The sequence below is a fragment of the Klebsiella sp. 10982 genome (assembly GCF_048589245.1).
In the GTDB taxonomy this organism is placed as follows: domain Bacteria; phylum Pseudomonadota; class Gammaproteobacteria; order Enterobacterales; family Enterobacteriaceae; genus Klebsiella; species Klebsiella quasivariicola.
The window spans coordinates 29,129-55,210 of record NZ_JBMAXV010000035.1 but is presented as its reverse complement, the minus strand read 5'-3'; the positions used below and the strand labels follow the sequence as shown (position 1 = coordinate 55,210).

At 60.3% G+C, this 26,082-nt stretch carries 25 protein-coding genes and 1 pseudogene; 20 read left to right on the top strand and 6 right to left on the bottom strand.

All coding sequences use genetic code 11. The features are described from left to right. Positions 1–28 precede the first annotated feature (28 nt). The 5 genes from ACKLKD_RS21580 to ACKLKD_RS21560 form a co-directional block, all read right to left on the bottom strand. Positions 29–1,045 (bottom strand): Ldh family oxidoreductase, encoded by a 1,017-nt coding sequence (locus ACKLKD_RS21580; RefSeq protein WP_080898017.1) that lies wholly within the window; start codon positions 1,043–1,045, stop codon positions 29–31. Between the two features lie 11 nt (positions 1,046–1,056). Continuing rightward, positions 1,057–2,658 carry an APC family permease gene (locus ACKLKD_RS21575; protein ID WP_025713107.1) on the bottom strand — a complete coding sequence of 534 codons (1,602 nt, stop codon included), beginning with the start codon at positions 2,656–2,658 and terminating at the stop codon, positions 1,057–1,059. 15 nt (positions 2,659–2,673) lie between these two features. After that, positions 2,674–4,278, bottom strand: a complete 1,605-nt coding sequence (locus ACKLKD_RS21570; RefSeq protein WP_080898018.1) for an aldehyde dehydrogenase (NADP(+)) — start codon at positions 4,276–4,278, stop codon at positions 2,674–2,676. 14 nt (positions 4,279–4,292) lie between these two features. After that, on the bottom strand, positions 4,293–5,213 hold the full coding sequence (locus ACKLKD_RS21565; protein WP_008807565.1) for a dihydrodipicolinate synthase family protein: 921 nt from the start codon (positions 5,211–5,213) through the stop codon (positions 4,293–4,295). Positions 5,214–5,364: 151 nt separating this feature from the next. Next, entirely contained in the window at positions 5,365–6,189 is an 825-nt protein-coding gene (locus ACKLKD_RS21560; protein ID WP_023288209.1) for an AraC family transcriptional regulator, read from the bottom strand. A gap of 310 nt (positions 6,190–6,499) precedes the next feature. Between ACKLKD_RS21560 and ACKLKD_RS21555 the strand changes: the two genes are divergently transcribed. Genes ACKLKD_RS21555 through ACKLKD_RS21540 form a run of 4 tightly spaced genes read left to right on the top strand, consistent with a single transcriptional unit; the run spans position 6,500 to position 10,056 of the window. Next, a complete protein-coding gene (locus ACKLKD_RS21555) occupies positions 6,500–7,447 on the top strand; it encodes a 4-hydroxyproline epimerase (RefSeq protein WP_087805821.1) in 948 nt (315 codons plus the stop codon). Beyond that, entirely contained in the window at positions 7,444–8,553 is a 1,110-nt protein-coding gene (locus ACKLKD_RS21550) for an NAD(P)/FAD-dependent oxidoreductase (RefSeq protein WP_080898020.1), read from the top strand. The genes ACKLKD_RS21555 and ACKLKD_RS21550 overlap by 4 nt, the downstream gene beginning before the upstream one ends. Then, the gene (locus ACKLKD_RS21545; RefSeq protein ID WP_045395487.1) at positions 8,550–8,813 is read left to right on the top strand and encodes a (2Fe-2S)-binding protein; all 264 of its coding nucleotides are present in this window, start codon (positions 8,550–8,552) and stop codon (positions 8,811–8,813) included. Before ACKLKD_RS21550 ends, ACKLKD_RS21545 begins: the two co-directional genes overlap by 4 nt. Continuing rightward, positions 8,794–10,056, top strand: coding sequence for an NAD(P)/FAD-dependent oxidoreductase (locus ACKLKD_RS21540; protein WP_087805819.1), 1,263 nt, complete (start codon positions 8,794–8,796; stop codon positions 10,054–10,056). Before ACKLKD_RS21545 ends, ACKLKD_RS21540 begins: the two co-directional genes overlap by 20 nt. A gap of 3 nt (positions 10,057–10,059) precedes the next feature. On the opposite strand, the gene hpaR is transcribed toward ACKLKD_RS21540, so the two are convergent. Continuing rightward, the gene (gene hpaR, locus ACKLKD_RS21535) at positions 10,060–10,500 is read right to left on the bottom strand and encodes a homoprotocatechuate degradation operon regulator HpaR (RefSeq protein ID WP_080898022.1); all 441 of its coding nucleotides are present in this window, start codon (positions 10,498–10,500) and stop codon (positions 10,060–10,062) included. Between the two features lie 64 nt (positions 10,501–10,564). Between hpaR and ACKLKD_RS21530 the strand changes: the two are divergent. From ACKLKD_RS21530 to ACKLKD_RS21455, 16 genes and pseudogenes are all read left to right on the top strand, one after another. Next, positions 10,565–10,729: pseudogene (locus tag ACKLKD_RS21530) on the top strand (hypothetical protein). 58 nt (positions 10,730–10,787) lie between these two features. Further along, positions 10,788–11,420 carry a fumarylacetoacetate hydrolase family protein gene (locus tag ACKLKD_RS21525; protein ID WP_025713114.1) on the top strand — a complete coding sequence of 211 codons (633 nt, stop codon included), beginning with the start codon at positions 10,788–10,790 and terminating at the stop codon, positions 11,418–11,420. Next, positions 11,417–12,181 carry a fumarylacetoacetate hydrolase family protein gene (locus ACKLKD_RS21520; RefSeq protein ID WP_080898023.1) on the top strand — a complete coding sequence of 255 codons (765 nt, stop codon included), beginning with the start codon at positions 11,417–11,419 and terminating at the stop codon, positions 12,179–12,181. The genes ACKLKD_RS21525 and ACKLKD_RS21520 overlap by 4 nt, the downstream gene beginning before the upstream one ends. Then, positions 12,178–13,644, top strand: a complete 1,467-nt coding sequence (gene hpaE / locus ACKLKD_RS21515; RefSeq protein WP_008807572.1) for a 5-carboxymethyl-2-hydroxymuconate semialdehyde dehydrogenase — start codon at positions 12,178–12,180, stop codon at positions 13,642–13,644. Before ACKLKD_RS21520 ends, hpaE begins: the two co-directional genes overlap by 4 nt. Position 13,645: 1 nt before the next feature. Beyond that, complete coding sequence (gene hpaD / locus ACKLKD_RS21510; RefSeq protein ID WP_002887492.1) at positions 13,646–14,503, top strand: 3,4-dihydroxyphenylacetate 2,3-dioxygenase; 858 nt, start codon at positions 13,646–13,648, stop codon at positions 14,501–14,503. 9 nt (positions 14,504–14,512) lie between these two features. Continuing rightward, positions 14,513–14,893 carry a 5-carboxymethyl-2-hydroxymuconate Delta-isomerase gene (locus ACKLKD_RS21505; protein ID WP_008807573.1) on the top strand — a complete coding sequence of 127 codons (381 nt, stop codon included), beginning with the start codon at positions 14,513–14,515 and terminating at the stop codon, positions 14,891–14,893. 108 nt (positions 14,894–15,001) lie between these two features. Continuing rightward, positions 15,002–15,805: a 2-oxo-hept-4-ene-1,7-dioate hydratase gene (hpaH, locus tag ACKLKD_RS21500; RefSeq protein ID WP_023339540.1), complete on the top strand. Its 804-nt coding sequence runs from the start codon at positions 15,002–15,004 to the stop codon at positions 15,803–15,805. Between the two features lie 10 nt (positions 15,806–15,815). Further along, positions 15,816–16,607, top strand: a complete 792-nt coding sequence (hpaI, locus tag ACKLKD_RS21495) for a 4-hydroxy-2-oxoheptanedioate aldolase (protein WP_087805817.1) — start codon at positions 15,816–15,818, stop codon at positions 16,605–16,607. 118 nt (positions 16,608–16,725) lie between these two features. Beyond that, positions 16,726–18,102 carry a 4-hydroxyphenylacetate permease gene (gene hpaX / locus ACKLKD_RS21490; RefSeq protein ID WP_025713118.1) on the top strand — a complete coding sequence of 459 codons (1,377 nt, stop codon included), beginning with the start codon at positions 16,726–16,728 and terminating at the stop codon, positions 18,100–18,102. A 9-nt stretch (positions 18,103–18,111) separates the two neighbouring features. Further along, positions 18,112–19,002 carry a 4-hydroxyphenylacetate catabolism regulatory protein HpaA gene (gene hpaA, locus ACKLKD_RS21485; protein WP_025713119.1) on the top strand — a complete coding sequence of 297 codons (891 nt, stop codon included), beginning with the start codon at positions 18,112–18,114 and terminating at the stop codon, positions 19,000–19,002. A 224-nt stretch (positions 19,003–19,226) separates the two neighbouring features. Further along, on the top strand, positions 19,227–20,789 hold the full coding sequence (hpaB, locus tag ACKLKD_RS21480) for a 4-hydroxyphenylacetate 3-monooxygenase, oxygenase component (protein ID WP_002887473.1): 1,563 nt from the start codon (positions 19,227–19,229) through the stop codon (positions 20,787–20,789). Between the two features lie 19 nt (positions 20,790–20,808). Next, on the top strand, positions 20,809–21,321 hold the full coding sequence (locus ACKLKD_RS21475; protein ID WP_002887467.1) for a 4-hydroxyphenylacetate 3-monooxygenase reductase subunit: 513 nt from the start codon (positions 20,809–20,811) through the stop codon (positions 21,319–21,321). Positions 21,322–21,621: 300 nt separating this feature from the next. Further along, positions 21,622–23,772 (top strand): carbon starvation CstA family protein, encoded by a 2,151-nt coding sequence (locus tag ACKLKD_RS21470; protein ID WP_025713120.1) that lies wholly within the window; start codon positions 21,622–21,624, stop codon positions 23,770–23,772. A 109-nt stretch (positions 23,773–23,881) separates the two neighbouring features. Then, entirely contained in the window at positions 23,882–24,085 is a 204-nt protein-coding gene (locus ACKLKD_RS21465) for a YbdD/YjiX family protein (protein ID WP_002887451.1), read from the top strand. Between the two features lie 11 nt (positions 24,086–24,096). After that, positions 24,097–25,053, top strand: a complete 957-nt coding sequence (gene yjiA, locus ACKLKD_RS21460) for a GTPase (RefSeq protein ID WP_025713121.1) — start codon at positions 24,097–24,099, stop codon at positions 25,051–25,053. 402 nt (positions 25,054–25,455) lie between these two features. Then, a complete protein-coding gene (locus ACKLKD_RS21455) occupies positions 25,456–26,001 on the top strand; it encodes a YfaZ family outer membrane protein (protein ID WP_087805815.1) in 546 nt (181 codons plus the stop codon). Positions 26,002–26,082: the final 81 nt, after the last annotated feature.

The window sequence follows — 26,082 nt, the reverse complement described above, 5'->3', positions numbered from 1 at the left end:
GATGTCCCGGGTAGCGGCGCTTCGCGCCTTACTCGCCCTGGCGCAAGGCGCAAATCTCATCATGCAATGAACGGCTGATGGTGACCCCCTGCCGCTCACTCTGCTGACGGCAGGCGAAACGCCGCTTGCCCGGCAGCCGCGCCCCTTGTTCCTGCATACCCATGAACAGCGTTTCGGCGCGCGCCAGCTGCTCTGGTGCCTGCGCGCCGAGAAAGCGTTGCGGATCCAGCGCCAGGATCAGCTCCCCGCCGTAGGGAAGACCGCCCGCGCCGTTATCCCACGCCAGCGATTCGGCGCTGGTCATATCGCCGATAAGCGGCCCGGCCAGCAGCTCAACCATAGCCGCCAGCGCCGAGCCCTTATGGCCGCCAAAGGTTAACATTGCGCCATTTAGCACCTCCGCGGCATCGGTCGTCGGCTGTCCCTGACTGTCGATTCCCCATCCTTGCGGTAGCGCTTTGCCGGCACGCTGATGCAGCTGGATCTCGCCGCGCGCCGCGGCGCTGGTCGCCATATCAACAATAAACGGCGGTTTGTCCCGTCGCGGCCAGCCAAAAGCGATAGGGTTGGTGCCGAACAGCGGACGCGTGCCGCCCGCTGGGGCGACCCAGGCGTGGCTTGGCGTACAGGCCAGCCCCACCAGCCCTGCCTCGGTCAACGGCTCAATATCGGCAAACAGTGCGGAAAAATGGACGCAGCGGTTAATCGCCAACGCCGCAATGCCGCTGTGCCGCGCCTTCTCCAGCAACAGCGGCAGCGCGCGCTCGTAGGCCAGCAGCGAAAAAGCGCCGCCGGCGTCCGCCCGCGCAATCGCCGGCGCCTGGTCGTGGATTTGCGGCTCGGCATCAGGCGATACCTTGCCTTTACGCAAGGTATCGACAATGCCCAACAGCCGCCACAGGCCGTGGGAAGCGCAGCCGTCGCGCTCCCCGGCGGCCACATTACGTGCAATGGCCGCCGCGTGGTCGGCGCTAAATCCATTGGCGCTGAGTACCTCTAACGCCAGGTCATAAGCTTCAGGTAACGATAGAGTTACCGACTCCATACTGTTCTCCTTTACTCTTCTTCGTCTCCGCTAAAGTTAGCCTGCGGCAGGCAGCTGCGCGCGCCCCAGTAGTAAATCCCCAACGACATCGCCGCCACCAGCACCGTATCCCAGGGGTGACCTATGACATTAAGCCCGCCGAAGCTGCCCAGCCAGGAAAAGAGGATAATCAACGCATAAAAAACGATCAGCCACAGCGACGATTTCACCTGCTGCGCCAGGCTCACGGTATGTTCCGGCACCTTACCTTTGCACATCACATAGACGACAAACATCACGATTTGCAGCCCCAACAGCCACGAGAGCGTATTCCAGCCGGACCAGTAGACAATCAGCGCCGAGATCATAAACGATACCGGGCCGATGATGCCGAAGGCGCGCACGCGGAACGGCCGCGGCAGATCCGGCGCGTTGCGGCGCAGCCCGGCGGCGGTTACCGGGGCGATGGCGTAGCTCAGCACCAGGGCAGCCGACACCACGCTAATCAGCTGTTCCCAGGAGGGGAACGGCAGCGTCCAGAAAATCGACAGTCCAAAAGTCAGCCATAGCGCCGGGCGCGGAATACCGGACGTTTTATCAATATGGGTAAAGGCTTTAAAGAAGGTACCCGCCTTCGCCCAGCCGTAGATCACCCGCGGCGTCGCGTTCATATAGATATTGCCGGTGCCGCTCGGGGAGATGATCGCATCGCTTATCACCATAAAGGCCAGCCAGCCCATGCCGAGGGTAATAGCGATATCGCGATACGGCAGCGAGAACTGTTTGCTCACCTCGGCCCAACCGCCGCTCAGCATCTCGGTAGGGATACTGCCAAGGAACGCCAGCTGCAGCAGCACGTAGATAATCGTCGACAGCACCACTGATAAAATCAACGCAATAGGGATAGTCCGCTGCGGCTTTTGCACTTCGCTGGCTACCGAGATAATCGGCGTCAATCCCAGATAAGCGAAGATAATTCCCCCCGCGCTGATGGCCGCTTCCACCCCGGACATGCCGAATGGCGCAATACCCTGAGCGTGCAGGTTCTCCGGTTTAAAGAAGGCGAATAGCGTCACCACCACCAGCAGCGGCACCAGAAACTTGAGCACGCTGATGAAGTTGTTCGACCGGGCGAAGGTCTTGACGCTGTAGTAGTTCAGCGCAAAGAAGAAACAGAGCAGCAGGAACTGCACCACCCACCCCAGCAGCGTCGGTGAACTGGAACCCGGCTGGGTCAACGCCGGAAACCAGGCCGCGGCATATTGCCGGGCGGCGACGATTTCAATCGAGATCAGGCTGGAGAACGCGATCAGGGTGATGAACCCCAGCAGATAGCCCATCAGCTCGCCGTGGGAAAAGACCGGGTAGCGAATAATGCCGCCGGCGCGCGGCAGCGCCGCCCCCAGCTCGCAGTAGACAATCCCCAGTAGCAATACCGCAAAGCCGCCGATCACCCACGACGCGATCCCGGCCGGACCGGCGATAGAGGCCACGTGGCTGGCGGCGAATAACCATCCGGAGCCGAAAATCGCGCCCAGGCCGATAAACGTGAGATCGGTCAGGGTCAGCTGTTTTTTAAACTTACCCGACTCAACAACGCGGGTTTGACTGTTATGCGTAGTGTGAATGGTCATGGTGATGCCCTTGCGTCAATGAGAGGAAGAAATCGCTTCCCGGGTCCACTGGCCGTTGACCAGGCGCAGCAGGTTCAAAGGGTTCGCATCCTGCAGCGCCGGCGGTAACAGGGCGGCGGGCGCATTCTGCAGACAGACCGGGCGCAGAAAGCGTTCAATCGCCCGGCTGCCAACCGAGGTCCCGCGCGCGTCGGTGGTCGCCGGCCACGGGCCGCCGTGGACCATCGCATCGCACACTTCCACGCCGGTGGGATAACCGTTAAACAGTACCCGTCCGGCTTTTTCGCAAAGCAGCGGTAGCAGGCTCGCCGCCAGCGGGCCATCATCCGCCTCGGCATGCAGCGTCGCGGTGAGCTGCCCCTGCAGCGCTTTCACCACCGCCTGCAGCTGGGCCATGTCGTCCACTTCCACCAGTAGCGATAACGGGCCGAAAACCTCAGTCTGCAGCAGCGTATCCTGCGCCAGTAGATCCTCGGCCTGAGCCTGCCACAGCAGGGTCTGCGCCTGCCCGGCGCCGGCAGCGATGCCGCTCGCCAGCTTCTCGATACGCGGGTGCACCGCCAGCGCCGCCACGCCCTGGCGGTAGTGCTGAAGGGTCGGCGCATTGAGCAACACCTGCGGCGAAGAGCCCGCTACCGTCGCGCACAGCGCCGACTTAAAGCGTTCCAGCCCGGCGCCGCGCAGCGCCAGAATCAACCCCGGACGGGTACAGAACTGGCCGCCGCCGAGGGTGAATGACGCCACCAGCTCGTTCGCCAGCGCCTCGGCCCGCGTCTGCAGCGCCTGCGGCAGAATAATCAATGGGTTAATCGCCGACATTTCAGCAAACAGCGGGATTGGCTGCGGGCGCTGCTGCGCCAGCTGATACAGCGCCTTACCACCGGCCAGCGAACCGGTAAAGCCAACGGCCTGAATCGCCGGATGGCGGACCAATTCGGCGCCAATATCGGTCCCGAAAATCATATTGAATACGCCGCCGGGTAAACCGCACCGCACTACCGCCCGGACGATCGCTTCAGCGGTCAGCTCGGCAGTGGCCATATGGCCCGGATGGGCCTTCACCACTACCGGGCAGCCAGCCGCCAGCGCCGAGGCGGTATCGCCGCCGGCGGTGGAAAAGGCCAACGGAAAGTTGCTGGCGCCAAACACCGCCACCGGCCCTAACGCCTGCTGATACTGGCGCAGGTCCGGGCGCGGCAGCGGCTGACGGTCGGCTAAGGCGGTATCAATACGGGCGGCGAAGGTATCGCCGCGCTGAATCACGCCAGCAAACATTCTCAGCTGGCCGCTGGTGCGCGCCCGTTCACCCTGCAGCCGCGCCAGCGGCAGCGCGGTCTCCTGTCCGGCGAGTGCAAAAAACGCCTCGCCCAGCGTATCCAGTTCATCTGCAATGGCGTTGAGAAAGCGCGCCCGCTGCTGCGGCGTGGTTTGTGAATAGACGGCAAAGGCCTGCTGCGCGGCTTCTGCGGCCTGAGCGGCTTCCTCGCGTGAAGCCGGATAAAAGCGGTGGCCGGTGGCTTCGCCGTCCACCGCCCGTAGGCTCAATAGCGTCGCCTCACCGCTGGCAATGCGGCGTCCGGCAATAAACTGCCGTCCCGCCGTGGTCTGAGATGCATTCATATTGACTCCTGTGCTCAGAGGCCGACATCCGGCAGCGTCGGACGCGTCGCCAGCGCCTGTTCAACGATCGCCACCACCTGCTGGCGCGTTTCGCCTTCCAGCGCCAGACGCGGCGGACGGGTAATGGCGCTACCGCGGCCCAGCAACTCTTCACACAGCTTGATGCACTGCACCAGATCCGGACGCGCATCGAGATGCAGCAGCGGCATGAACCAGCGGTACAGCGCCATCGCCTCTTCGTAACGCTGCTGACGGGCGAGACGGAATAACGTTTCCCCTTCGCGCGGGAAGGCGTTGGACATCCCGGAGATCCAGCCTTCCGCGCCGACGGCGATGCTTTCCACCACCACGTCATCCAGCCCGGCAAACAGCACGAAGCGGTCGCCAACGGTGTTACGCAGGTCGATAAAGCGGCGGGTATCGCCGGAGGAGTCTTTAAAGCAGACGATGTTGTCGCAGTCGGTCAGGGTGGCGAGAATGTCCGGCGTCACGTCGTTTTTGTAAATCGGCGGGTTGTTGTAGACCATAATCGGCAGGTCGGTAGCGCTCGCCACGCTGCGGAAGTGGGCCGCGGTTTCATGCGGTTTTGAGGAGTAGACCAGCGCCGGCATCACCATGATCCCGTCGACGCCGACGCGCTCCGCCTCTTTCGCCATTTTCTGGGCAAAGGCGGTGGTGAACTCGGCCACCCCGGCGATGACCGGAATTTTGCCGCCGGCGGCATCCTTCGCCACCTCGATAATCTGCAGTTTTTCATCGGTGCTCAGCGAGGTGTTTTCACCGACGCTGCCGCACACCACCAGCCCGGAAACGCCATCTTTCACCAGGTTTTTCATCACCGCGTGAGTGGCGTCTAAATCGAGGGAGTAGTCGCTACGAAACTGCGTGCTGACCGCCGGGAATACGCCGCTCCAGTGAATCGCTTTTTTGCTCATGCTCGGTTCCTTGTCGTCATTTTGTTAAGTCGAAGTGAATGAATGGTGAATATTCACTGACAGATTGACGTGTCGCGGAACCGGCGGCTTGTCGGTTTTCCCTCAATACGATGACGAAATTAGCACAGTCGGCAAAAGTGTGAGCCAGCGTTTATCCGAGCAGCGTGAGGCGAAAATCGCGCGGCGTCGAGCCGGTCATCGCCTTGAACTGGCGGCTAAAAGCGCTGTGATCGGTATAGCCGCACTGCAGGGCGATATCGGTAATCGGCGTATCGCCGGCCAGCAGTTCGGTGGCTTTTTCCAGCCGCACTTTGTGGATCATCTGCCGCGGGGTGAGATGAAAGATCCGCTTGCAGTAGCGTTCGATCTGCGCAATCGACATCCCGCTTAAGGCGGTTAACTCTTCCATGGCGATCGGCCGGTGATAGTGGCGGCGGATATGATCGTCGACGATCGCCAGCCGCTGCCATGCCGGATGGCGGGCGTGGGCCTCCTGCAGATCGTGCGAGATCCCGGCCATGCCGATCACCTGGCCGCTGATATCGCGTAGCGCCAGTTTCTGCGTCAGGCACCAGCCGCGCTCGCGGCCGTTGTAGAGATGCATTTCCAGCTGATCGCGCAGGGTCACGCCTTCCCGTAGTACCCGAAGATCCTGCTCGGTGTAACCCTGGCCCAGCGCGGAAGGAAAGACATCGGCGGAGGTTTTGCCCAGCAGCGAGGAGACGCTTTTAAAACCACAGCGGCGGGCCAGCGTCAGGTTCGCCAACAAATAACGCGCCTGGCGATCTTTGATAAAAAAGACCACATTAGGAATGGCATTGAGCAGGGGCGCAATCAGCGCCAGCGCATTCAGCAGCGCCGGCATATTTTCCGGCCGCTGGCGCGCCAGCCCTTCGCAGATCTGGCTCAGCTCATCGACGGCCAGCTCAGGTTGGTTAACCGCGCGCGGCGGCGCCGCATCAGAAACACCGATCATAAGGCCTCCTCATGGTAAGTGACCGAAGGATATTTATTCACTTTCCGTTAACACCACAAGCAGCAAGCGCTGGATTTGCGATCCTGGATCCGCTTTACGCCTTCCCCTAATTTAGCCACTGGCGCAATGGTCACTTTCGGTTTACCACAGCATTAAGCAAATGATTAATAAGAAATAACTATGTGAAATAGAAATATACTGCGCTCAGTACTATGCAGATTTCGTCATTTTCTCTGACGAAAGCGCTCAAGCAGGCCGGGAAAGGTTGCGCCAGCATGATGAAACATGTTGTTAACTTCCGGAGAGTCTGATGACCGCGCCACGCCCCCCTGTTACGCTGAGAGCTATCGATTCACATACCGGCGGCGAACCGACCCGCCTGATCGTTGACGGCTTCCCTGACCTCGGCGACGGCAGCATGGCGGAGCGCCGCGACCGCTTCGCCCGCGACTTCGACCATTGGCGTCAGGCGGCCATTCTTGAACCGCGCGGCAATGACGTACTGGTCGGCGCGCTGCTGTGCAAACCGGTCTCGGCGGCGGCTACCGCTGGGGTGATTTTCTTCAACAACGCCGGTTTTCTGAATATGTGCGGCCACGGCACCATCGGGCTTATCGCCTCGCTGGCCTGGCTTGGGCGTATCAAGCCTGGCGTACATCTGATTGAAACGCCGGTCGGCGACGTAAGCGCCACGTTGCACGACGATGGCAGCGTATCGGTGCAAAACGTCCCGGCCCGTCGCTGGAAAAAACAGATCCGCGTTGAAACCGCGCTGGGTCCCGTCATCGGCGATATTGCCTGGGGCGGTAACTGGTTTTTCCTGATTAACGACCACCCGTTCGCCATTACCCCCGAACAAATTCCACAGCTCACCGACTACGCCTGGGCAGTGCGCGAGGGGCTGGAAGCCGCGGGGATCTGCGGCGACGACGGCGGCGTTATCGACCATATCGAACTCTTCGCCGATGACGATACCGCCGACAGCCGCAGCTTCGTACTCTGCCCGGGAAAGGCCTGGGATCGCTCGCCGTGCGGTACCGGCACCAGCGCCAAGCTGGCCTGTCTGGCGCAGGATGGCAAGCTGCAGCCGGGGGAAATATGGCGTCAGGCCAGCATCATCGGCAGCCAGTTTACCGCCAGCTACCAGCGCACCGCGGAAGGCATCATCCCCACGATCCGCGGCGAAGCCTGGATCTGCGGCGATAACCAATTGATCCTCAACCCTGACGATCCCTTCTGCTGGGGGATCGCGCCGTGAAGCAGTGCGACGTCATCGTGATCGGCGCCGGGATCATCGGCGCCGCCTGCGCGTGGCAGCTGGCGAAGCGGGGGCAAAGCGTGACGCTTATCGATAACGGTCAGCCCGGCGCCACGGCGGCCGGTATGGGTCATCTGGTGTGCATGGATGATGACCCCGCCGAGCTTGCCTTGTCGGCGTGGTCGCTGGAACGCTGGCGCGCTATCACGCCGCGGATGCCCGACAATTGCGCCTGGCGCGGCTGCGGCACGCTGTGGCTGGCGGAAAGCGAAGAAGAGATGACCGTCGCCGACGACAAACAGCGGCGGATGGCCGGCCATCAGGTGCACAGCGAACTCCAGACTCCGCAGCAGATCGCCGGGCGCGAGCCGCTGCTGCGCGGCGGGCTGGCCGGCGGGCTGTGGGTGCCGGGCGATGGCATCGTCTACGCGCCGAACGTCGCCCGCTGGTTGATTACCGATGCCGGAGACCATCTTACCTGCCTGCGCGATAGCGTACAGACGATTGACGAGCCGCAGGTGCTGCTCGCCAGCGGCCAACGGCTACAGGCGCGAGCGATCGTGGTGGCCTGCGGCCTTGAAGCCAATGTGCTGTTAGCGGAAAACTGGCTGCGACCGAAAAAAGGCCAACTGGCGATTACCGATCGCTATCGGCCGCTAGTGCAGCACCAGCTGGTTGAACTGGGCTACGGCGCCAGCGCCCACGGCGGCGGCACCTCAGTGGCGTTTAACCTTCAGCCGCGGCCCACCGGCCAGCTGCTGATTGGCTCTTCGCGTCAGTTTGATAACCGCGAGCGCGAGTTGGATCTGCCCCTGCTGGCGCAGATGCTCGATCGCGCCCGCCATTTCGTGCCGGCGCTGGCGACGTTGAATATCATCCGCTGCTGGAGCGGCCTGCGCGCCGCCTCGCAGGATGGCAACCCGCTGATCGGCCCGCACCCCGCTCGCCGTGGCGTATGGTTAGCGCTGGGCCATGAAGGGCTGGGCGTCACCACCGCGCCGGCCACGGCCGAACTGCTGGCGGCGCAGATCCTCGATGAACGCAGCTCACTGGCGCCCGACGCCTGGCTCCCGGTACGTTTGTGTCAACAGGAGGCGATTGCATGAAGGCCACTCTCAACATCACCGTCGATGGCCAGCCTCTGACGGTGCCGGAAGGGATCAGCGTGGCGGCGGCGCTGGCGTTGACCGGCGACCCCACCACCCGCCAGGCGGTTAACGGCGAGCTCCGCGCGCCGTTTTGCGGCATGGGCGTCTGCCAGGAGTGCCGGATCGCCGTCGATGGCCTACGGGTGCTGGCCTGCCAGACCCTGTGCCGGGCCGGTATGCAAATAGAAAGGAGCCGCGATGAACACGCTGCGCTGTGACATTTTAATCCTCGGCGCCGGCCCCGCCGGCATGGCGGCCGCACTCTCCGCCGCCGCCTGCGATAAACAGGTCATCATCCTCGACGATAACCCCGCCCCTGGCGGACAAATCTGGCGCGCGGGTCCGCAGGCGACGCTGCCCGCCCTGGCCCGGCGCTATCGCGACGCCGTCGCCGCGTCTGCCGCCATCCGGGTAGTGAACGGCGCGCGGCTGATTGCCCGCCCTTCCGCGCACAGCGTGCTGTTTGAAACCGCCGACGGCGGCGGCGTGGTTTACTGGCAGAAACTGATCCTCTGCTGCGGCGCGCGCGAGCTGTCGCTGCCCTTTCCCGGCTGGACCTTACCCGGCGTGACCGGCGCGGGCGGCCTGCAGGCGCAAATCAAACAGGGCCTGACGCTGAAAGGTGAAAAGGTGGTGATTGCCGGCAGCGGTCCGCTACTGCTGGCGGTGGCGGAGACGGTGAACAAGGCCGGAGGCGACGTGACGAATATCATTGAGCAAGCGCCGCTCCCGGCGCTGCTGCGCTTCGCCAGCGGTCTGTGGCGCTGGCCGCAGAAGCTGCGCCAGTTAGCGACGCTGGCCCCGAAAGGCTATCTGAGCGGCGCGCAGGCGATCCGCGCTCACGGTACAACGCGGCTGGAAGCCGTTACGCTTCGCCAGCGCGGCGTCGAGCGGACTATCGCCTGCGATCGGCTGGCTATCGGCTACGGGCTGATACCCAATATCGAGACGGCGCTGCTGTTCGGCTGCGCCACGGCGCAGGAGGCGATACAGGTTAACCGCTGGCAGCAGACCAGCATCGCGGATATCTACGCCGCCGGCGAGTGCACCGGTTTCGGCGGTAGCGAACTGGCGTTGGCGGAGGGCGAAATCGCCGGTTTTGCCGCCGCCGGGGCCAGCCATCAAGCGCAGGCGTTATTTGCCCGTCGCGCCCGCTGGCAGCGTTTCGCCGCAGCAATCAACCGTACCTTCCGGCTGAGGGAGTCCTTGAAAAACGCCGCAACGCCGGAGAGCCTGCTGTGCCGCTGCGAAGATGTGCGCTGCGGCGACGTTGACGCCGCCGGGGGCTGGCCGCAGGCCAAACTCACCCAGCGCTGCGGAATGGGCGCCTGTCAGGGGCGCACCTGCGCCGCCAGCGCCCGCTGGTTGTACGGCTGGCCGCTGCCGCAGCCGAGAGAACCGCTGGCCCCCGCCCGCGCGGAAACGCTTATTGCCCTCGCCCCGCCGAGCGCCGAGCCGTAACCGCTACTCTTCTTCATCACCGCGCGCGGCAGGGACGCCAAGCGCAATAAACTCCTCCAACAGCGTGGTCAGCTGGCGCATCTTTTCCGTGGTGAACTGGGCCTCCAGCAGGCGATAGGTTTCTTCCACCTCCGCCTGAGCGCTTTCGTACAGCGCGGTACCGGCAGGCGTCAGCGAAACGTACAGTTTGCGCTGATCGTTAACCGGCTTTAAGCGCAGCACCAGCCCATCCCGCTCCATGCGGGTCAAAATCCCGGTCAGGCTGGGGCGCAGGATACAGGCGCGAAAGGCCAGATCGTGAAAATCCATCGACGGGTGTTCGGCAAGAATACGTACGATCCGCCACTGCTGCTCGGTGAGATTGTGCCGTTTGACGATCGGCCGAAAGTAGGCCATCGCCGCCTCACGCGCCTGCAACAAGGCAATGGTTAATGAATCATGCATAGTATCCCCTCTACAGCCTCATCCAAAACTTATTAACAACTTAATAATTAGCTTTAATCCTGCCATGTACAACCGGTTTCTGCACCTGAAAAGTACCAGCCTCTTCCTGAAAAACAGTCAACTCATTGATTAAAAACCAATAAGTTATTGATGTGTAAATATTGTGTTAATCAGATCACAAAACATTCACTTCCAGTTGCTAAACCTCGACGCAAAGCATAAAAGATGATCATTAACATATTAATGAAATCCCTTCGAATCCGAAATCAGTACCAGAGGAGTGGTGAATGAAAGGTACCATCTTCGCCGTTGCGCTCAATCATCGCAGCCAGCTCGACGCCTGGCGCGAAGCGTTTCAACAGGCCCCCTACAAGACGCCGCCGAAAACCGCGGTCTGGTTCATCAAACCCCGTAATACCGTGATTGGCGACGGCGAAGCCATTCCCCATCCGCAGGGCGAGACCGTACAAAGCGGCGCGACGGTGGCGCTGATTGTCGGCAAAACCGCGCGTAAAGTGGCGGCAGAAGAGGCGGCGAACTATATCGCCGGCTACGCGCTGGCTAACGACGTTAGCCTGCCGGAAGAGAGTTTTTATCGCCCGGCGATCAAGGCCAAATGCCGCGATGGCTTCTGCCCCATCGGCGCGCTGTCGGCGGTGCGCAACGTCGATAACCTGACCATCATCACCGAAATCAACGGCCGCGAGGCGGATAGCTGGCATACCGGCGATCTGCAGCGTAACGCCGCGCAGCTGCTTAGCGCCTTAAGCGAGTTCGCTACCCTCAATCCCGGCGACGCGATCCTTATCGGCACGCCCCACTCCCGCGTCACGCTGCGCCCCGGCGACCGCGTACGTATTCTCGCCGACGGTTTCCCGGCGCTCGAAAACCCGGTTGTCGCAGAAGGAGAGCTGGCATGAAACAGGCACGCATTGAATGGCAAGGACAGGTACGCGACGTGCTGGTCGATGAACGCGACCAGGTGCGCCTGCCCGATGGCACGGTATTGAAAGAAGGTGAATTCCGCTGGCTGCCGCCCGCCGACGGCACGCTGTTCGCGCTGGGGCTCAACTACGCCGACCACGCCAGCGAGCTGGAGTTTAAACCGCCAACCGAGCCATTGGTGTTCATCAAAGCGCCGAACACCTTTATTGGCCACCAGCAGCAGTCGGTACGCCCGGATAACGTCGAATACATGCACTACGAAGCCGAACTGGTGGTGGTGATCGGGAAAACCGCGCGCCGCGTCAGCGAAGCCGAGGCCATGTACTATGTCGCTGGCTATACCCTGTGCAACGACTACGCGATCCGCGACTATCTGGAAAACTACTACCGCCCGAACCTGCGGGTAAAAAGCCGCGACACCCTGACGCCGATCGGCCCGTGGATCGTCGCCAAAGAGGCGATCCCGGATCCGCATAATCTGGCCCTGCGTACCTGGGTCAACGGCGAACTGCGCCAGCAGGGCACCACCGCCGATCTGATCTTCAGCATCCCGTTCCTCATCGCTTATTTAAGCGAATTTATGACCCTGCAACCGGGCGACATGATCGCCACCGGCACGCCGAAAGGGCTATCCGATGTGGTGCCGGGCGATGAGGTGATCGTTGAAGTCGAGGGCGTGGGCCGCCTGGTCAACCATATCATCAGCCAGCAAGCGTATGAGGAGACACTGTCATGAAAAAGATTAACCATTGGATCAACGGTAAAAACGTTGCCGGCGCAGACTATTTTCATACCACCAACCCGGCCACCGGCGAGGTACTGGCTGAAGTCGCCTCCGGCGGCGAAGCCGAAATCAACCAGGCGGTAGCGGCGGCGAAAGAGGCCTTCCCGAAGTGGGCTAACCTGCCGATGAAAGAGCGCGCGCGCCTGATGCGCCGCCTGGGCGATCTGATCGATCAGAACGTCCCGGAGATCGCGGCGATGGAAACTGCCGATACCGGCCTGCCTATCCACCAGACCAAAAACGTGCTGATCCCGCGCGCCTCACACAATTTCGAATTTTTCGCCGAAGTATGCCAGCAGATGAACGGCAAGACCTATCCGGTCGACGACAAGATGCTCAACTACACCCTCGTGCAGCCGGTTGGCGTCTGCGCGCTGGTGTCGCCGTGGAACGTGCCGTTTATGACCGCCACCTGGAAGGTGGCGCCGTGCCTGGCGCTGGGCAATACCGCGGTGCTGAAAATGTCCGAGCTGTCGCCGCTGACCGCCGATCGTCTGGGCGAACTGGCGCTGGAAGCCGGGATCCCGGCTGGCGTGCTCAACGTGGTGCAGGGCTATGGCGCCACCGCTGGCGACGCGCTGGTACGCCATCATGATGTGCGCGCCGTCTCCTTCACCGGCGGCACCGCCACCGGCCGCAACATTATGAAAAACGCCGGCCTGAAAAAGTACTCCATGGAGCTGGGCGGAAAATCGCCGGTGCTGATTTTTGAAGACGCCGATATTGAGCGGGCGCTCGACGCCGCGCTGTTCACCATTTTCTCGATCAACGGCGAACGCTGCACCGCCGGTTCACGCATTTTCATTCAGCAGAGTATTTATCCGGAGTTCGTCAAGCGCTTCGCCGAGCGCGCCAACCGCCTGCGCGTAGGCGATCCGACCGATCCGAATACCCAGGTCGGCGCGCTGATTAGCAAGCAGCACTGGGAGAAAGTGTCCGGCTACATTCGCCTCGGTATCGAAGAGGGCGCCACCCTGCTGGCCGGCGGCGCGGATAAACCGTCCGACCTGCCGGCGCATCTGAAAGCCGGCAACTTCCTGCGCCCGACGGTACTGGCGGATGTCGACAACCGCATGCGCGTCGCCCAGGAAGAGATTTTTGGCCCGGTCGCCTGCCTGCTGCCGTTCAAAGACGAAGCGGAAGGGCTGCGCCTGGCGAACGATGTGGAATACGGCCTGGCGTCGTATATCTGGACCCAGGACGTCAGCAAAGTGCTGCGTCTGGCGCGCGGTATTGAAGCCGGGATGGTGTTCGTCAACACCCAGAACGTGCGCGACCTGCGTCAGCCGTTCGGCGGCGTGAAGGCCTCCGGCACCGGCCGCGAAGGCGGCGAGTACAGCTTTGAAGTGTTCGCCGAAATGAAAAACGTCTGCATCTCGATGGGCGACCATCCGATCCCGAAATGGGGAGTCTGATATGGGTAAGTTAGCGTTAGCAGCAAAAATCACTCACGTGCCGTCGATGTATCTGTCTGAGCTGCCGGGGAAAAACCACGGCTGCCGCCAGGGCGCGATCGACGGGCATAAAGAAATTGGCAAGCGCTGCCGTGAAATGGGCGTCGATACCATCATCGTGTTCGACACCCACTGGCTGGTCAACAGCGCCTATCACATCAACTGCGCCGACCATTTTCAGGGCGTCTACACCAGTAACGAACTGCCGCATTTTATTCGCGACATGACCTACGACTACGACGGCAACCCGGAGCTGGGCCAGCTTATCGCCGACGAGGCCGTAAAGCTCGGCGTACGCGCCAAAGCACACAATATTCCGAGCCTGAAGCTGGAGTACGGCACCCTGGTGCCGATGCGCTACATGAACAGCGATAAGCACTTCAAGGTGGTGTCCATTTCCGCGTTTTGTACCGTTCACGACTTTGCCGACAGCCGCAGGCTGGGCGAGGCCATCCTCAAAGCCATTGAGAAATATGACGGCACCGTAGCGGTGCTGGCCAGCGGTTCGCTGTCGCACCGCTTTATCGATGACCAGCGCGCCGAAGAGGGCATGAACAGCTACACCCGCGAGTTTGATCATCAGATGGATGAGCGCGTGGTGAAACTGTGGCGGGAGGGCAAATTCAAAGAGTTCTGCACCATGCTGCCGGAGTACGCCGACTACTGCTACGGCGAAGGCAACATGCACGACACGGTGATGCTGCTCGGTCTGCTGGGTTGGGATAAATACGACGGCAAGGTGGAGTTTATCACCGAGCTATTCGCCAGCTCCGGTACCGGCCAGGTTAACGCCGTGTTCCCGCTGCCGGCGCAGGCGTAAGGAGGCCCCATGCCGCATTTTATCGCCGAGTGTACCGACAATATCCGTGAACAGGCCGATCTGCCAGGGCTGTTCGCCAAAGTCAACGAGGCGCTGGCCGCCACCGGCATCTTTCCGATTGGCGGCATTCGTAGCCGCGCCCACTGGCTCGATACCTGGCAGATGGCCGACGGCAAGCAGGATTACGCCTTCGTGCATATGACCCTGAAAATCGGCGCCGGGCGCAGTCTGGAGAGCCGTCAGGACGTGGGAGATATGCTGTTCGCGCTGATCAAAGCCCATTTTGCCGCGCTAATGGAGAGCCGCTATCTGGCGCTGTCGTTCGCCATGGAAGAGCTCGACCCGACGCTGAACTACAAACAGAACAACGTGCACGCGTTATTTAAATAATGTGCAAATTGCCCGGTGGCGCTGCGCTTACCGGGCCTACAACGGCCATGAATTTGTAGGCCGGATAAGCGAAGCGCCATCCGGCAATGCAATGCCATAGGAATCACTATGCTCGATAAACAGACCCGCACCCTGATTGCCCAGCGGCTGAACCAGGCCGAAAAACAGCGTGAACAGATCCGCGCGATCTCGCTGGATTATCCGTCGATCACCATTGAGGACGCCTACGCCGTCCAGCGCGAGTGGGTCGAAATGAAGATCGCCGAAGGCCGCGCGCTCAAAGGCCACAAGATCGGCCTGACCTCTAAAGCGATGCAGGCCAGCTCGCAGATCAGCGAGCCGGACTACGGCGCGCTGCTCGACGATATGTTCTTCCACGACGGCAGCGATATTCCCACCGACCGCTTTATCGTGCCGCGCATCGAAGTCGAGCTGGCCTTCGTGCTGGCCAAACCGCTGCGCGGCCCGAACTGTACGCTGTTTGATGTCTACAACGCCACCGACTACGTTATCCCGGCGCTGGAGCTCATCGATGCGCGTTGCCACAACATCGACCCGGAAACCCAGCGTCCGCGCAAAGTGTTCGACACTATCTCCGACAACGCCGCCAACGCCGGGGTGATCCTCGGCGGCCGGCCGATTAAACCGGACGAGCTCGACCTGCGCTGGATCTCCGCCCTGCTGTATCGCAACGGCGTGATTGAAGAGACCGGCGTCGCCGCGGGCGTACTCAATCATCCGGCCAACGGCGTGGCGTGGCTGGCCAACAAACTGGCGCCGTACGATGTCCAGCTCGAAGCCGGGCAAATTATCCTCGGCGGCTCCTTCACCCGCCCGGTCCCGGCGCGCAAGGGCGATACCTTCCACGTCGACTACGGCAACATGGGCGCCATCAGCTGCCGCTTTGTTTGAGGAGAGCAACATGAACAACGCATTTAAAGAGGCGCTCAAGGCCGGCCGTCCGCAAATCGGCCTGTGGCTTGGGCTGTGCAGCAGCTACAGCGCCGAACTGCTGGCCGGCGCGGGCTTCGACTGGCTGCTGATCGACGGCGAACACGCGCCCAACAACGTACAAACGGTGCTGACCCAGTTGCAGGCCATTGCGCCCTACCCCAGCCAGCCGGTAGTGCGTCCGTCGTGGAACGATCCCGTACAAATTAAACAACTGCTGGATGTCGGCGCGCAAACTATGCTGGTGCCGATGGTGCAGAATGCCGAAGAAGCGCGGCTGGCGGTAAGCGCCACCCGCTACCCGCCTGCCGGCATCCGCGGAGTCGGCAGCGCGCTGGCCCGCGCCTCACGCTGGAATCGCATTCCGGATTATATCCACCGGGCCAATGACGCCATGTGCGTACTGGTACAGATTGAGACCCGCGAAGCGCTGAAAAATTTGCCGCAGATCCTCGATGTCGACGGGGTGGACGGCGTGTTTATCGGCCCGGCGGATCTCAGCGCCGATATGGGCCACGGCGGCAACCCACAACACCCGGAAGTGCAGGCCGCCATTGAAGATGCCATCCAGCAAATCCGCCAGGCCGGAAAGGCGCCGGGGATCCTGATGGCCAATGAACAGCTGGCGAAACGCTATCTCGAACTGGGCGCGCTGTTCGTCGCCGTCGGCGTCGATACCACCCTGCTGGCCCGCGGCGCAGAAGCGCTGGCGGCACGGTTTGGCGCAGAGAGAACCTCTCTCGGTTCGTCCGGCGTGTATTAATGCCGGATAGCGCTACGCTCACCCGGCCTGGAGCAGCAGCGAATCGCAAACCCGGTAAACGCAGCGCCACCGGGCAACCCGCAGTACCCGACAAAATTCCCATTAGAGGAAAATAATAATGAGCGATACATCACCTGCCATCCCGGAAAAGTTCGATCCGGCGAACCAGCACAAACAGCTGACGGCACAGCAGCAGTCGGTTATCAACAAGCTCTTCCGCCGTCTGATCGTATTTTTATTCGTCCTGTTTATCTTTTCGTTTTTAGACCGGATCAATATCGGCTTTGCCGGATTAACCATGGGGCAGGATCTGGGCCTCAACGCCACCATGTTTGGCCTGGCCACCACCCTGTTTTACGCCACCTACGTCATTTTTGGCATTCCCAGCAACGTAATGCTCAGCATCGTCGGCGCACGACGCTGGATCGCCACCATCATGGTGCTGTGGGGCATCGCCTCTACCGCCACCATGTTCGCCACCGGGCCGAAAAGTCTCTATGTCCTGCGCATGCTGGTGGGGATCACCGAGGCCGGTTTCCTGCCGGGTATCCTGCTGTACCTGACCTACTGGTTCCCGGCCTTTTTCCGCGCCCGCGCTAACGCGTTGTTTATGATTGCGATGCCGGTAACCACCGCGCTGGGATCGATCGTCTCCGGCTATATCTTGTCCCTCGATGGTCTGCTGAACCTGCACGGCTGGCAGTGGCTGTTCCTGCTGGAAGGCTTCCCGTCGGTGCTGCTCGGCATTATGGTCTGGTTCTGGCTGGATGATTCGCCGTCGAAGGCCAGGTGGCTGACGGCGGAGGACAAAAAATGTCTGCAGGAGATGATGGATAACGATCGCCTGACCCTGGTGCAGCCGGAAGGGGCGATCAGCCATCACGCCATGCAGCAGCGCAGCCTGTGGCGCGAAGTCTTTACTCCGATCGTGCTGATGTACACCCTCGCCTACTTCTGCCTGACCAATACGCTCAGCGCGATCAGCATCTGGACGCCGCAGATCCTCAAAAGCTTTAACGAAAGCAGCAGCAATATCACCATCGGCCTGCTGGCGGCGATCCCGCAGATTTGTACCATTCTCGGGATGATCTACTGGAGCCGCCACTCCGATAAGCACCAGGAGCGGAAGCATCATACCGCCCTGCCGTTCCTGTTCGCCGCCGCGGGCTGGCTGCTGGCATCAGCTACCGATCATAACCTGATCCAGTTGCTCGGGATCGTAATGGCCTCCACCGGATCGTTTAGCGCTATGGCTATTTTCTGGACCACGCCGGATCAGTCCATCAGCCTGCGTGCCCGGGCGATCGGTATCGCGGTGATCAACGCCACCGGCAATATCGGATCGGCGCTCAGTCCCTTTATGATCGGCTGGCTGAAGGATATTACCGGCAGCTTCAGCAGCGGGCTGTGGTTCGTCGCCGCACTGCTGGTGATTGGCGCGGTGATCATCTGGGCGATTCCGATGAAGGGCTCGCGCCCTCGCGCGACGCCATAAGGAGCCACTATGTGCCAAAGCCCAATCGCCAATATCGATATCAATAAAGAGTACGACGAGAGTCTGGGCACCGAAGAGGTGCACTATCAGTCGTTCTCCCGCATGGCGGCCTTTTTTGGCCGTGACATGCAGGCGCATCGCCACGACCGCTATTTCCAGATGCACTACCTTGATACCGGGCAGATTGAGCTGCAGCTCGATGATCATCGCTATTCGGTGCAGGCGCCGCTGTTTGTGATAACGCCGCCCTCGGTGCCGCATGCCTTTATTACAGAGTCCGATAGCGATGGTCACGTGTTGACGGTGCACGAAGAACTTATCTGGCCGCTGCTGGAGGTGCTTTATCCCGGCACGCGGGAGACCTTCGGCCTGCCGGGGATCTGCCTGTCGCTGGCGGATAAACCCGACGAGCTGGCGGCGCTGGCGCACTACTGGCAGCTGATTCGTCGGGAGTCCACCGCCCAGCTGCCGGGGCGGGAGCATACCCTGGCGCTGCTGGCGCAGGCGGTCTTTACCCTGCTGCTGCGTAATGCCAGGCTCGACGATCACGCCGCCAGCGGGATGCGCGGCGAGCTGAAATTATTCCAGCGCTTTAACCAGATGATCGATAGCCACTTTCATCAACACTGGACGGTACCGGATTACGCCAGGGAGCTGCATCTGACCGAATCGCGGTTGACCGATATCTGTCGCCGCTTCGCTAACCGTTCGCCGAAGCGGCTGATATTCGACCGCCAGCTGCGCGAGGCAAAGCGGCTGCTGCTGTTCTCCGATAGCGCGGTCAATGAGATAGCCTGGCAACTGGGGTTTAAAGATCCCGCCTATTTCGCGCGCTTTTTTAGCCGCCAGGTCGGCTGCTCGCCCAGCAGCTACCGGGCGCAAAAAGTACCGGTGTCGTAATCCCCCGGCGGCGCGGCGCTTACGGGGCTGCGGTCCACAGGGCGGCTCAGCGCCGCGTTGCCCGCCAAACGCTGCCGAGATCACAAAATTCACTCCCACCTGAAAAGTACCCGTCGTTGTCGCAAACGTCCCTTCACGGCAAGCGCAATAACCGCTTCAATTGAACAACAAAAACAAAACATAAATTTAACATCGCATTCCGATTAATACTGAAGAGGTCACCTATGAAACCTGAAGATTTCCGCGCCGACGCGAAACGCCCGTTAACCGGTGAAGAGTATTTAAAAAGCCTGCAGGATGGCCGCGAAATTTATATTTACGGCGAGCGCGTGAAGGATGTCACCACCCACCCGGCTTTCCGTAATGCCGCGGCTTCTGTCGCTCAGCTGTACGATGCGCTGCACAAACCAGAAATGCAGGATTCCCTGTGCTGGGGCACCGATACCGGCAGCGGCGGCTACACCCATAAATTCTTCCGCGTGGCGAAAAGCGCCGACGATCTGCGCCAGCAGCGCGACGCCATCGCCGAGTGGTCGCGCTTAAGCTACGGCTGGATGGGCCGCACCCCGGACTACAAAGCCGCCTTCGGCTGCGCGCTGGGCGCCAACCCGGCGTTTTACGGCCAGTTCGAGCAGAACGCCCGCAACTGGTACACCCGCATTCAGGAAACCGGTCTGTACTTTAACCACGCGATCGTCAACCCGCCGATCGACCGCCACAAGCCGGCCGATGAAGTGAAGGACGTCTACATCAAGCTGGAAAAAGAGACCGATGCCGGGATCATCGTTAGCGGCGCGAAAGTGGTCGCCACCAACTCGGCGCTGACCCACTACAACATGATCGGCTTCGGCTCAGCGCAGGTGATGGGCGAGAACCCGGACTTCGCGCTGATGTTCGTCGCGCCGATGGATGCCGAAGGCGTCAAGCTTATCTCCCGCGCCTCCTATGAGATGGTCGCCGGTGCGACCGGCTCGCCGTACGACTATCCGCTTTCCAGCCGTTTCGACGAGAACGATGCGATTCTGGTGATGGATAAGGTGCTGATCCCCTGGGAGAACGTGCTGATTTATCGCGACTTTGACCGCTGCCGCCGCTGGACCATGGAAGGCGGTTTCGCCCGCATGTACCCGCTGCAGGCCTGCGTGCGCCTGGCGGTCAAACTGGACTTTATCACCGCCCTGCTGAAGCGCTCTCTGGAATGTACCGGCACCCTCGAATTCCGCGGCGTGCAGGCCGACCTTGGCGAAGTGGTGGCGTGGCGCAACATGTTCTGGGCGTTAAGCGATTCTATGTGCTCGGAAGCGACGCCGTGGGTCAACGGCGCATGGCTGCCGGATCACGCCGCGCTGCAGACCTATCGCGTGATGGCGCCGATGGCCTACGCCAAGATCAAGAACATCATCGAGCGTAACGTCACCAGCGGCCTGATTTATCTGCCGTCCAGCGCCCGCGATCTGAACAACCCGCAGATCGACCAGTATCTGGCGAAGTACGTGCGCGGCTCCAACGGTATGGATCACGTTGAACGTATCAAGATCCTCAAACTGATGTGGGACGCGATCGGCAGCGAATTCGGCGGCCGTCATGAACTGTATGAAATCAACTACTCCGGTAGCCAGGATGAAATTCGCCTGCAGTGTCTGCGCCAGGCGCAGAGCTCCGGCAATATGGACAAAATGATGGCGATGGTTGACCGCTGCCTGTCCGAGTACGACCAGAACGGCTGGACGGTGCCGCATCTGCACAATAACGCTGATATCAACATGTTGGATAAGCTGCTGAAGTAATTCACAGCGGGAGGTCAGAATGCAATTAGATGAACAACGCCTGCGTTTTCGCGATGCCATGGCCAGCCTGTCGGCGGCGGTTAACGTTGTCACCACCGCAGGCGAAGCCGGCCGCTGCGGCATTACCGCCACGGCGGTTTGCTCGGTGACGGATACGCCGCCATCGGTAATGGTTTGTATCAACGCCAACAGCGCGATGAACCCAGTCTTTCAGGGCAACGGCAAGTTGTGCATCAACGTGCTGAACCACGAGCAGGAAATCATGGCCCGTCATTTCGCCGGGATGACCGGGGTGACGATGGAAGAGCGGTTTGCCCTCAGCGGCTGGCAGCAGGGCGCGCTCGGGCAGCCGGTGCTGAAAGGCTCGCTGGCCAGCCTCGAAGGCGAGATAAGCCAGGTGCAAACCATTGGTACCCACCTGGTGTATCTGGTGGAGATCCGCAATATTACCCTGAGCCCGCAAGGGCACGGCCTGATTTACTTTAAACGCCGTTTCCACCCGGTGATGATGGAAATGGAAGTCGCGGTGTAATGGCCTCGTCTGCTCCTCTCCGCCCGGGGAGGAGCCTTATTTTTCATGACCCTCTTCCCGGCCATAATACCCTGTGATCTCAATCACATAATCTCGAGCTGCTCACTTTGCCATCCACCGCTTACCCCTTCCAGTAACCGCTTAACCCCCTATACAACCACTCACCCATTTACCCAACTTTACGCGCGCGCTGTTCTGGCAAGATCGAAGGCAGCCTAGCTAATCAATACCTCCATCAACCCTAACTTAAAACCAGACGGCTTCGGCCAATTATTCATCTAATTAACGCCAGGTTTTACTATGGATACCAAAAAACTATTCAAGCACATACCCTGGGTGATTCTGGGAATCATCGGGGCATTTTGCCTCTCAGTCGTCGCCCTGCGCCGCGGTGAGCACGTCAGTGCCCTGTGGATCGTGGTGGCGTCAGTTTCCGTGTACCTTGTCGCCTATCGTTATTACAGCCTGTACATCGCGCAGAAGGTGATGAAGCTTGACCCAACGCGCTCCACGCCGGCGGTCATTAATAACGATGGCCTGAACTACGTGCCAACCAACCGCTACGTGCTGTTTGGCCACCACTTCGCCGCTATCGCCGGCGCCGGCCCGCTGGTTGGCCCGGTACTGGCCGCGCAGATGGGCTATCTGCCGGGCACCCTGTGGCTGCTGGCCGGCGTGGTGCTGGCGGGCGCGGTACAGGACTTCATGGTGCTGTTTATCTCCTCGCGGCGCAACGGCGCCTCGCTGGGCGAGATGATTAAACAGGAAATGGGGCCGGTTCCGGGCTCTATCGCCCTGTTCGGCTGCTTCCTGATTATGATCATCATCCTCGCGGTGCTGGCGCTCATCGTGGTGAAAGCGCTGGCGGAAAGTCCGTGGGGCGTGTTTACCGTCTGCTCGACGGTGCCTATCGCGCTGTTTATGGGGATCTACATGCGCTTCCTGCGCCCTGGCCGCGTCGGTGAAGTGTCGGTTATCGGTATCGTGCTGCTGGTGGCCTCTATCTGGTTCGGCGGCGTGATTGCCCATGACCCGTACTGGGGCCCGGCGCTGACCTTTAAAGACACCACCATCACCTTTACCCTGATTGGCTACGCGTTTATCTCCGCGCTGCTGCCGGTATGGCTGATTCTGGCGCCGCGTGACTATCTGGCCACCTTCCTGAAAATCGGCGTAATCGTCGGCCTGGCGCTGGGGATCGTTATCCTCAACCCGGACCTGAAAATGCCGGCAGTGACCCAGTACATTGATGGTACCGGCCCGCTGTGGAAAGGCGCGCTGTTCCCGTTCCTGTTTATCACCATCGCCTGCGGCGCGGTCTCCGGCTTCCACGCGCTGATCGCCTCCGGCACCACGCCGAAGCTGCTGGCCAACGAAACCGACGCCCGCTTTATCGGCTATGGCGCGATGCTGATGGAGTCGTTCGTCGCCATCATGGCGCTGGTCGCGGCCTCGATTATCGAACCGGGTCTCTACTTCGCGATGAATACCCCGCCGGCGGGCCTTGGCATCGTCATGCCGAACCTGCACGAAATGGGCGGTGAAAACGCGGCGATGATCGCTGCGCAGCTGAAAGAAGTGACCGTCCACGCGGCGGCGACCGTCAGCTCCTGGGGCTTCGTGATTTCACCTGAGCAGATCCTGCAGACGGCGAAAGATATCGGCGAACCTTCCGTACTGAACCGCGCCGGCGGCGCGCCGACGCTGGCCGTCGGTATCGCTCACGTGTTCCACAAAATCATCCCGATGGCAGATATGGGCTTCTGGTACCACTTCGGTATCCTGTTTGAAGCGCTGTTTATCCTCACCGCGCTGGATGCCGGTACCCGCGCAGGCCGCTTTATGCTGCAGGATCTGTTGGGTAACTTCGTGCCGTTCCTCAAAAAAACCGACTCGCTGGTCGCCGGTATTATCGGTACCGCCGGCTGCGTCGGCCTGTGGGGCTACCTGCTGTATCAGGGCGTGGTCGACCCGCTGGGCGGCGTGAAGAGCCTGTGGCCGCTGTTCGGTATTTCTAACCAGATGCTGGCCGCGGTGGCGCTGGTGCTCGGCACGGTGGTACTGATCAAAATGCAGCGCACCAAATATATCTGGGTTACCGTTATTCCAGCTGCGTGGCTGCTGCTGTGCACCACCTGGGCGCTGGGTCTGAAACTGTTCAGCACCAACCCGCAGATGGAAGGCTTCTTCTTTATGGCTCAGCAGTATAAAGAGAAGATTGCCGCCGGCGGCGAGCTGACCGCGCAGCAGGTCGCCAACATGAACCATATCGTGGTTAACAACTACACCAACGCCGGCCTGAGCATCCTGTTCCTGGTGGTGGTGTACAGCATCATCTTCTACGGCATCAAAACCTGGCTCAATGTCCGCAACAATAAGGTGCGCACCGACAAAGAGACTCCGTACGTGCCGGTACCAGAAGGCGGCGTGAAAACCTCGTCACATCATTAACCCTGATGCCGGATAGCGCTACGCTTATCCGGCCTACCAAAAGCGCATTAACGTAGGCCGGATATGGCGCTAGCCGCCATCCGGCTTTATTCGTTATCTGGAACTCACAATGTTTGGTAACTTAGGTCAGGCAAAAAAATATCTCGGTCAGGCGGCGAAAATGCTGATCGGCATTCCGGATTACGACAACTACGTCACCCATATGCAAACCAACCATCCGGATCAGCCGTACATGACTTATGAAGAATTCTTCCGCGAACGCCAGCAGGCCCGCTACGGCGGTGACGGCAAAGGCGGCGTACGCTGCTGTTAATGGAGGCAATAATGGCACCGATTGCAGTCACCCTACTCACCGGTTTTCTTGGCGCGGGAAAAACCACCCTGCTGCGCCATATCCTGAATGAGCAGCACGGTTTCAAAATTGCCGTGATTGAAAACGAATTTGGCGAAGTGTCCGTTGACGATCAGCTGATCGGCGACCGCGCCACGCAGATTAAAACCCTGACCAACGGCTGCATCTGCTGTACGCGCTCCAACGAACTGGAAGACGCCCTGCTCGATCTCCTCGATAGCCGCGATCGCGGCGAAATCGAGTTTGACCGGCTGGTGATTGAATGCACCGGCATGGCCGACCCGGGGCCGATTATTCAAACCTTTTTCTCCCACGAGGTGCTTTGTGAACGCTATCTGCTGGATGGCGTGATCGCCCTGGTCGACGCCGTCCATGCCGACCAGCAGATGGATCAGTTCACCATCGCCCAGTCGCAGGTCGGCTATGCGGACCGCATTCTGCTTACCAAAACCGATGTTGCCGGCGACACCGAAACGCTGCGCGAACGGCTGGCGCGCATCAACGCGCGAGCGCCAATTTATACCGTCATCCACGGCGATATCGATTTAAGCCAGCTCTTTAATACCAGCGGTTTTATGCTGGAAGAGAAGGTTGTCAGCGCAACACCGCGTTTTCATTTTGTGGCAGAAAAGCAGAACGACGTCTCGTCGATTGTGGTCGAGCTCGACTATCCGGTGGATATCAGTGAAGTGTCACGGGTGATGGAAAACCTGCTGCTCTCCTTCGCCGAGCAACTGATGCGCTATAAAGGCATGCTGTGGATCGATGGCGAGCCGAATCGCCTGCTGTTCCAGGGCGTGCAGCGCCTCTACAGCGCCGACTGGGACCGCCCGTGGGGCGATGAAACACCGCACAGCACGCTGGTGTTTATCGGCATTCAGCTACCTGAGGAAGAAATCCGTGCGGCGTTTGCCGGGTTACGACGCTAACCTGCTCGCCTGTTCGCCTGCGCGCTACAGCGCAGGCACCGTTCTCTCCCCTGCTCGTCGTCAAAGACAGGGGACAAAACATCGGCAACGCGTCGAGAAATGTAAATCAACGTTTTTATAAGTAACAGCCGAAATACTTTTGGAAATAATAAGAAACCAAATGAATAGGATCCTTAATAATTAATGCCCGCCCTGTTCAGTTTCTGTTTAACCCACCCATTAAACCTCGGCTAAACAGGCCAAAGTTGATGATTGACCTCGCCGTAACCCAACGTCTTTACAACATTTTCAAAACACCTTCTCGACAAAAACAGCATATAAAATCGACGTGAGTCACATTTGCAGAGGTAAACATCGCTTGTTAAGGTGCCCTCAGACAAACTTATTGACGAGGAGTAAACCATGAAAAAGCGTAATATCCTTATTCTTGCAGCCCTGACCGCGGTCTCTGGTTCCGCCATGGCAGTGGGTTTTACCGTTGAACAGGGTAAAAACTTCACCAACCTGAATATGGAAATGGGTAAATCCTCATCCGGCCTGTATGCCGAAAGCCACTGGCTGAAAAATACCGATGATGGTAGCCAGACCGGCGGCGTTGGCGCAGGCTACAACCTGGAAGTCGGCCCGGTGATGCTCAATGCCGGTGCGAAAGCCATCTACCTGGGGCCGAAAAAAGGTGATAACGGCGTTGCATTCCCGGTCGGCGGCGGAGTGAACGTGGCCCTGACCGACAGCATCCACGTGTTTGGCGAAGGGTATGTCGCGCCGGATGGCCTGAACAACAGCGTGAAAAACTATGTTGAAGCGAACGGCGGCGTGAGCTGGTCTCCGATTGGTCCTGTGACGTTGAAAGTGGGTTACCGCCATGTGAGCGTTGACGGTAAAGAGGGTCGCCCGAACCACACCCTGATTGATGGCGCCTATGTGGGCGGCGGAGTCACCTTCTGATTATGGTCAACGCCCCCGCGATAAGGTTAAGGTGCGCTGAGCATTAGCCATAAAAAAACCTGCCGAATGGCAGGTTTTTTT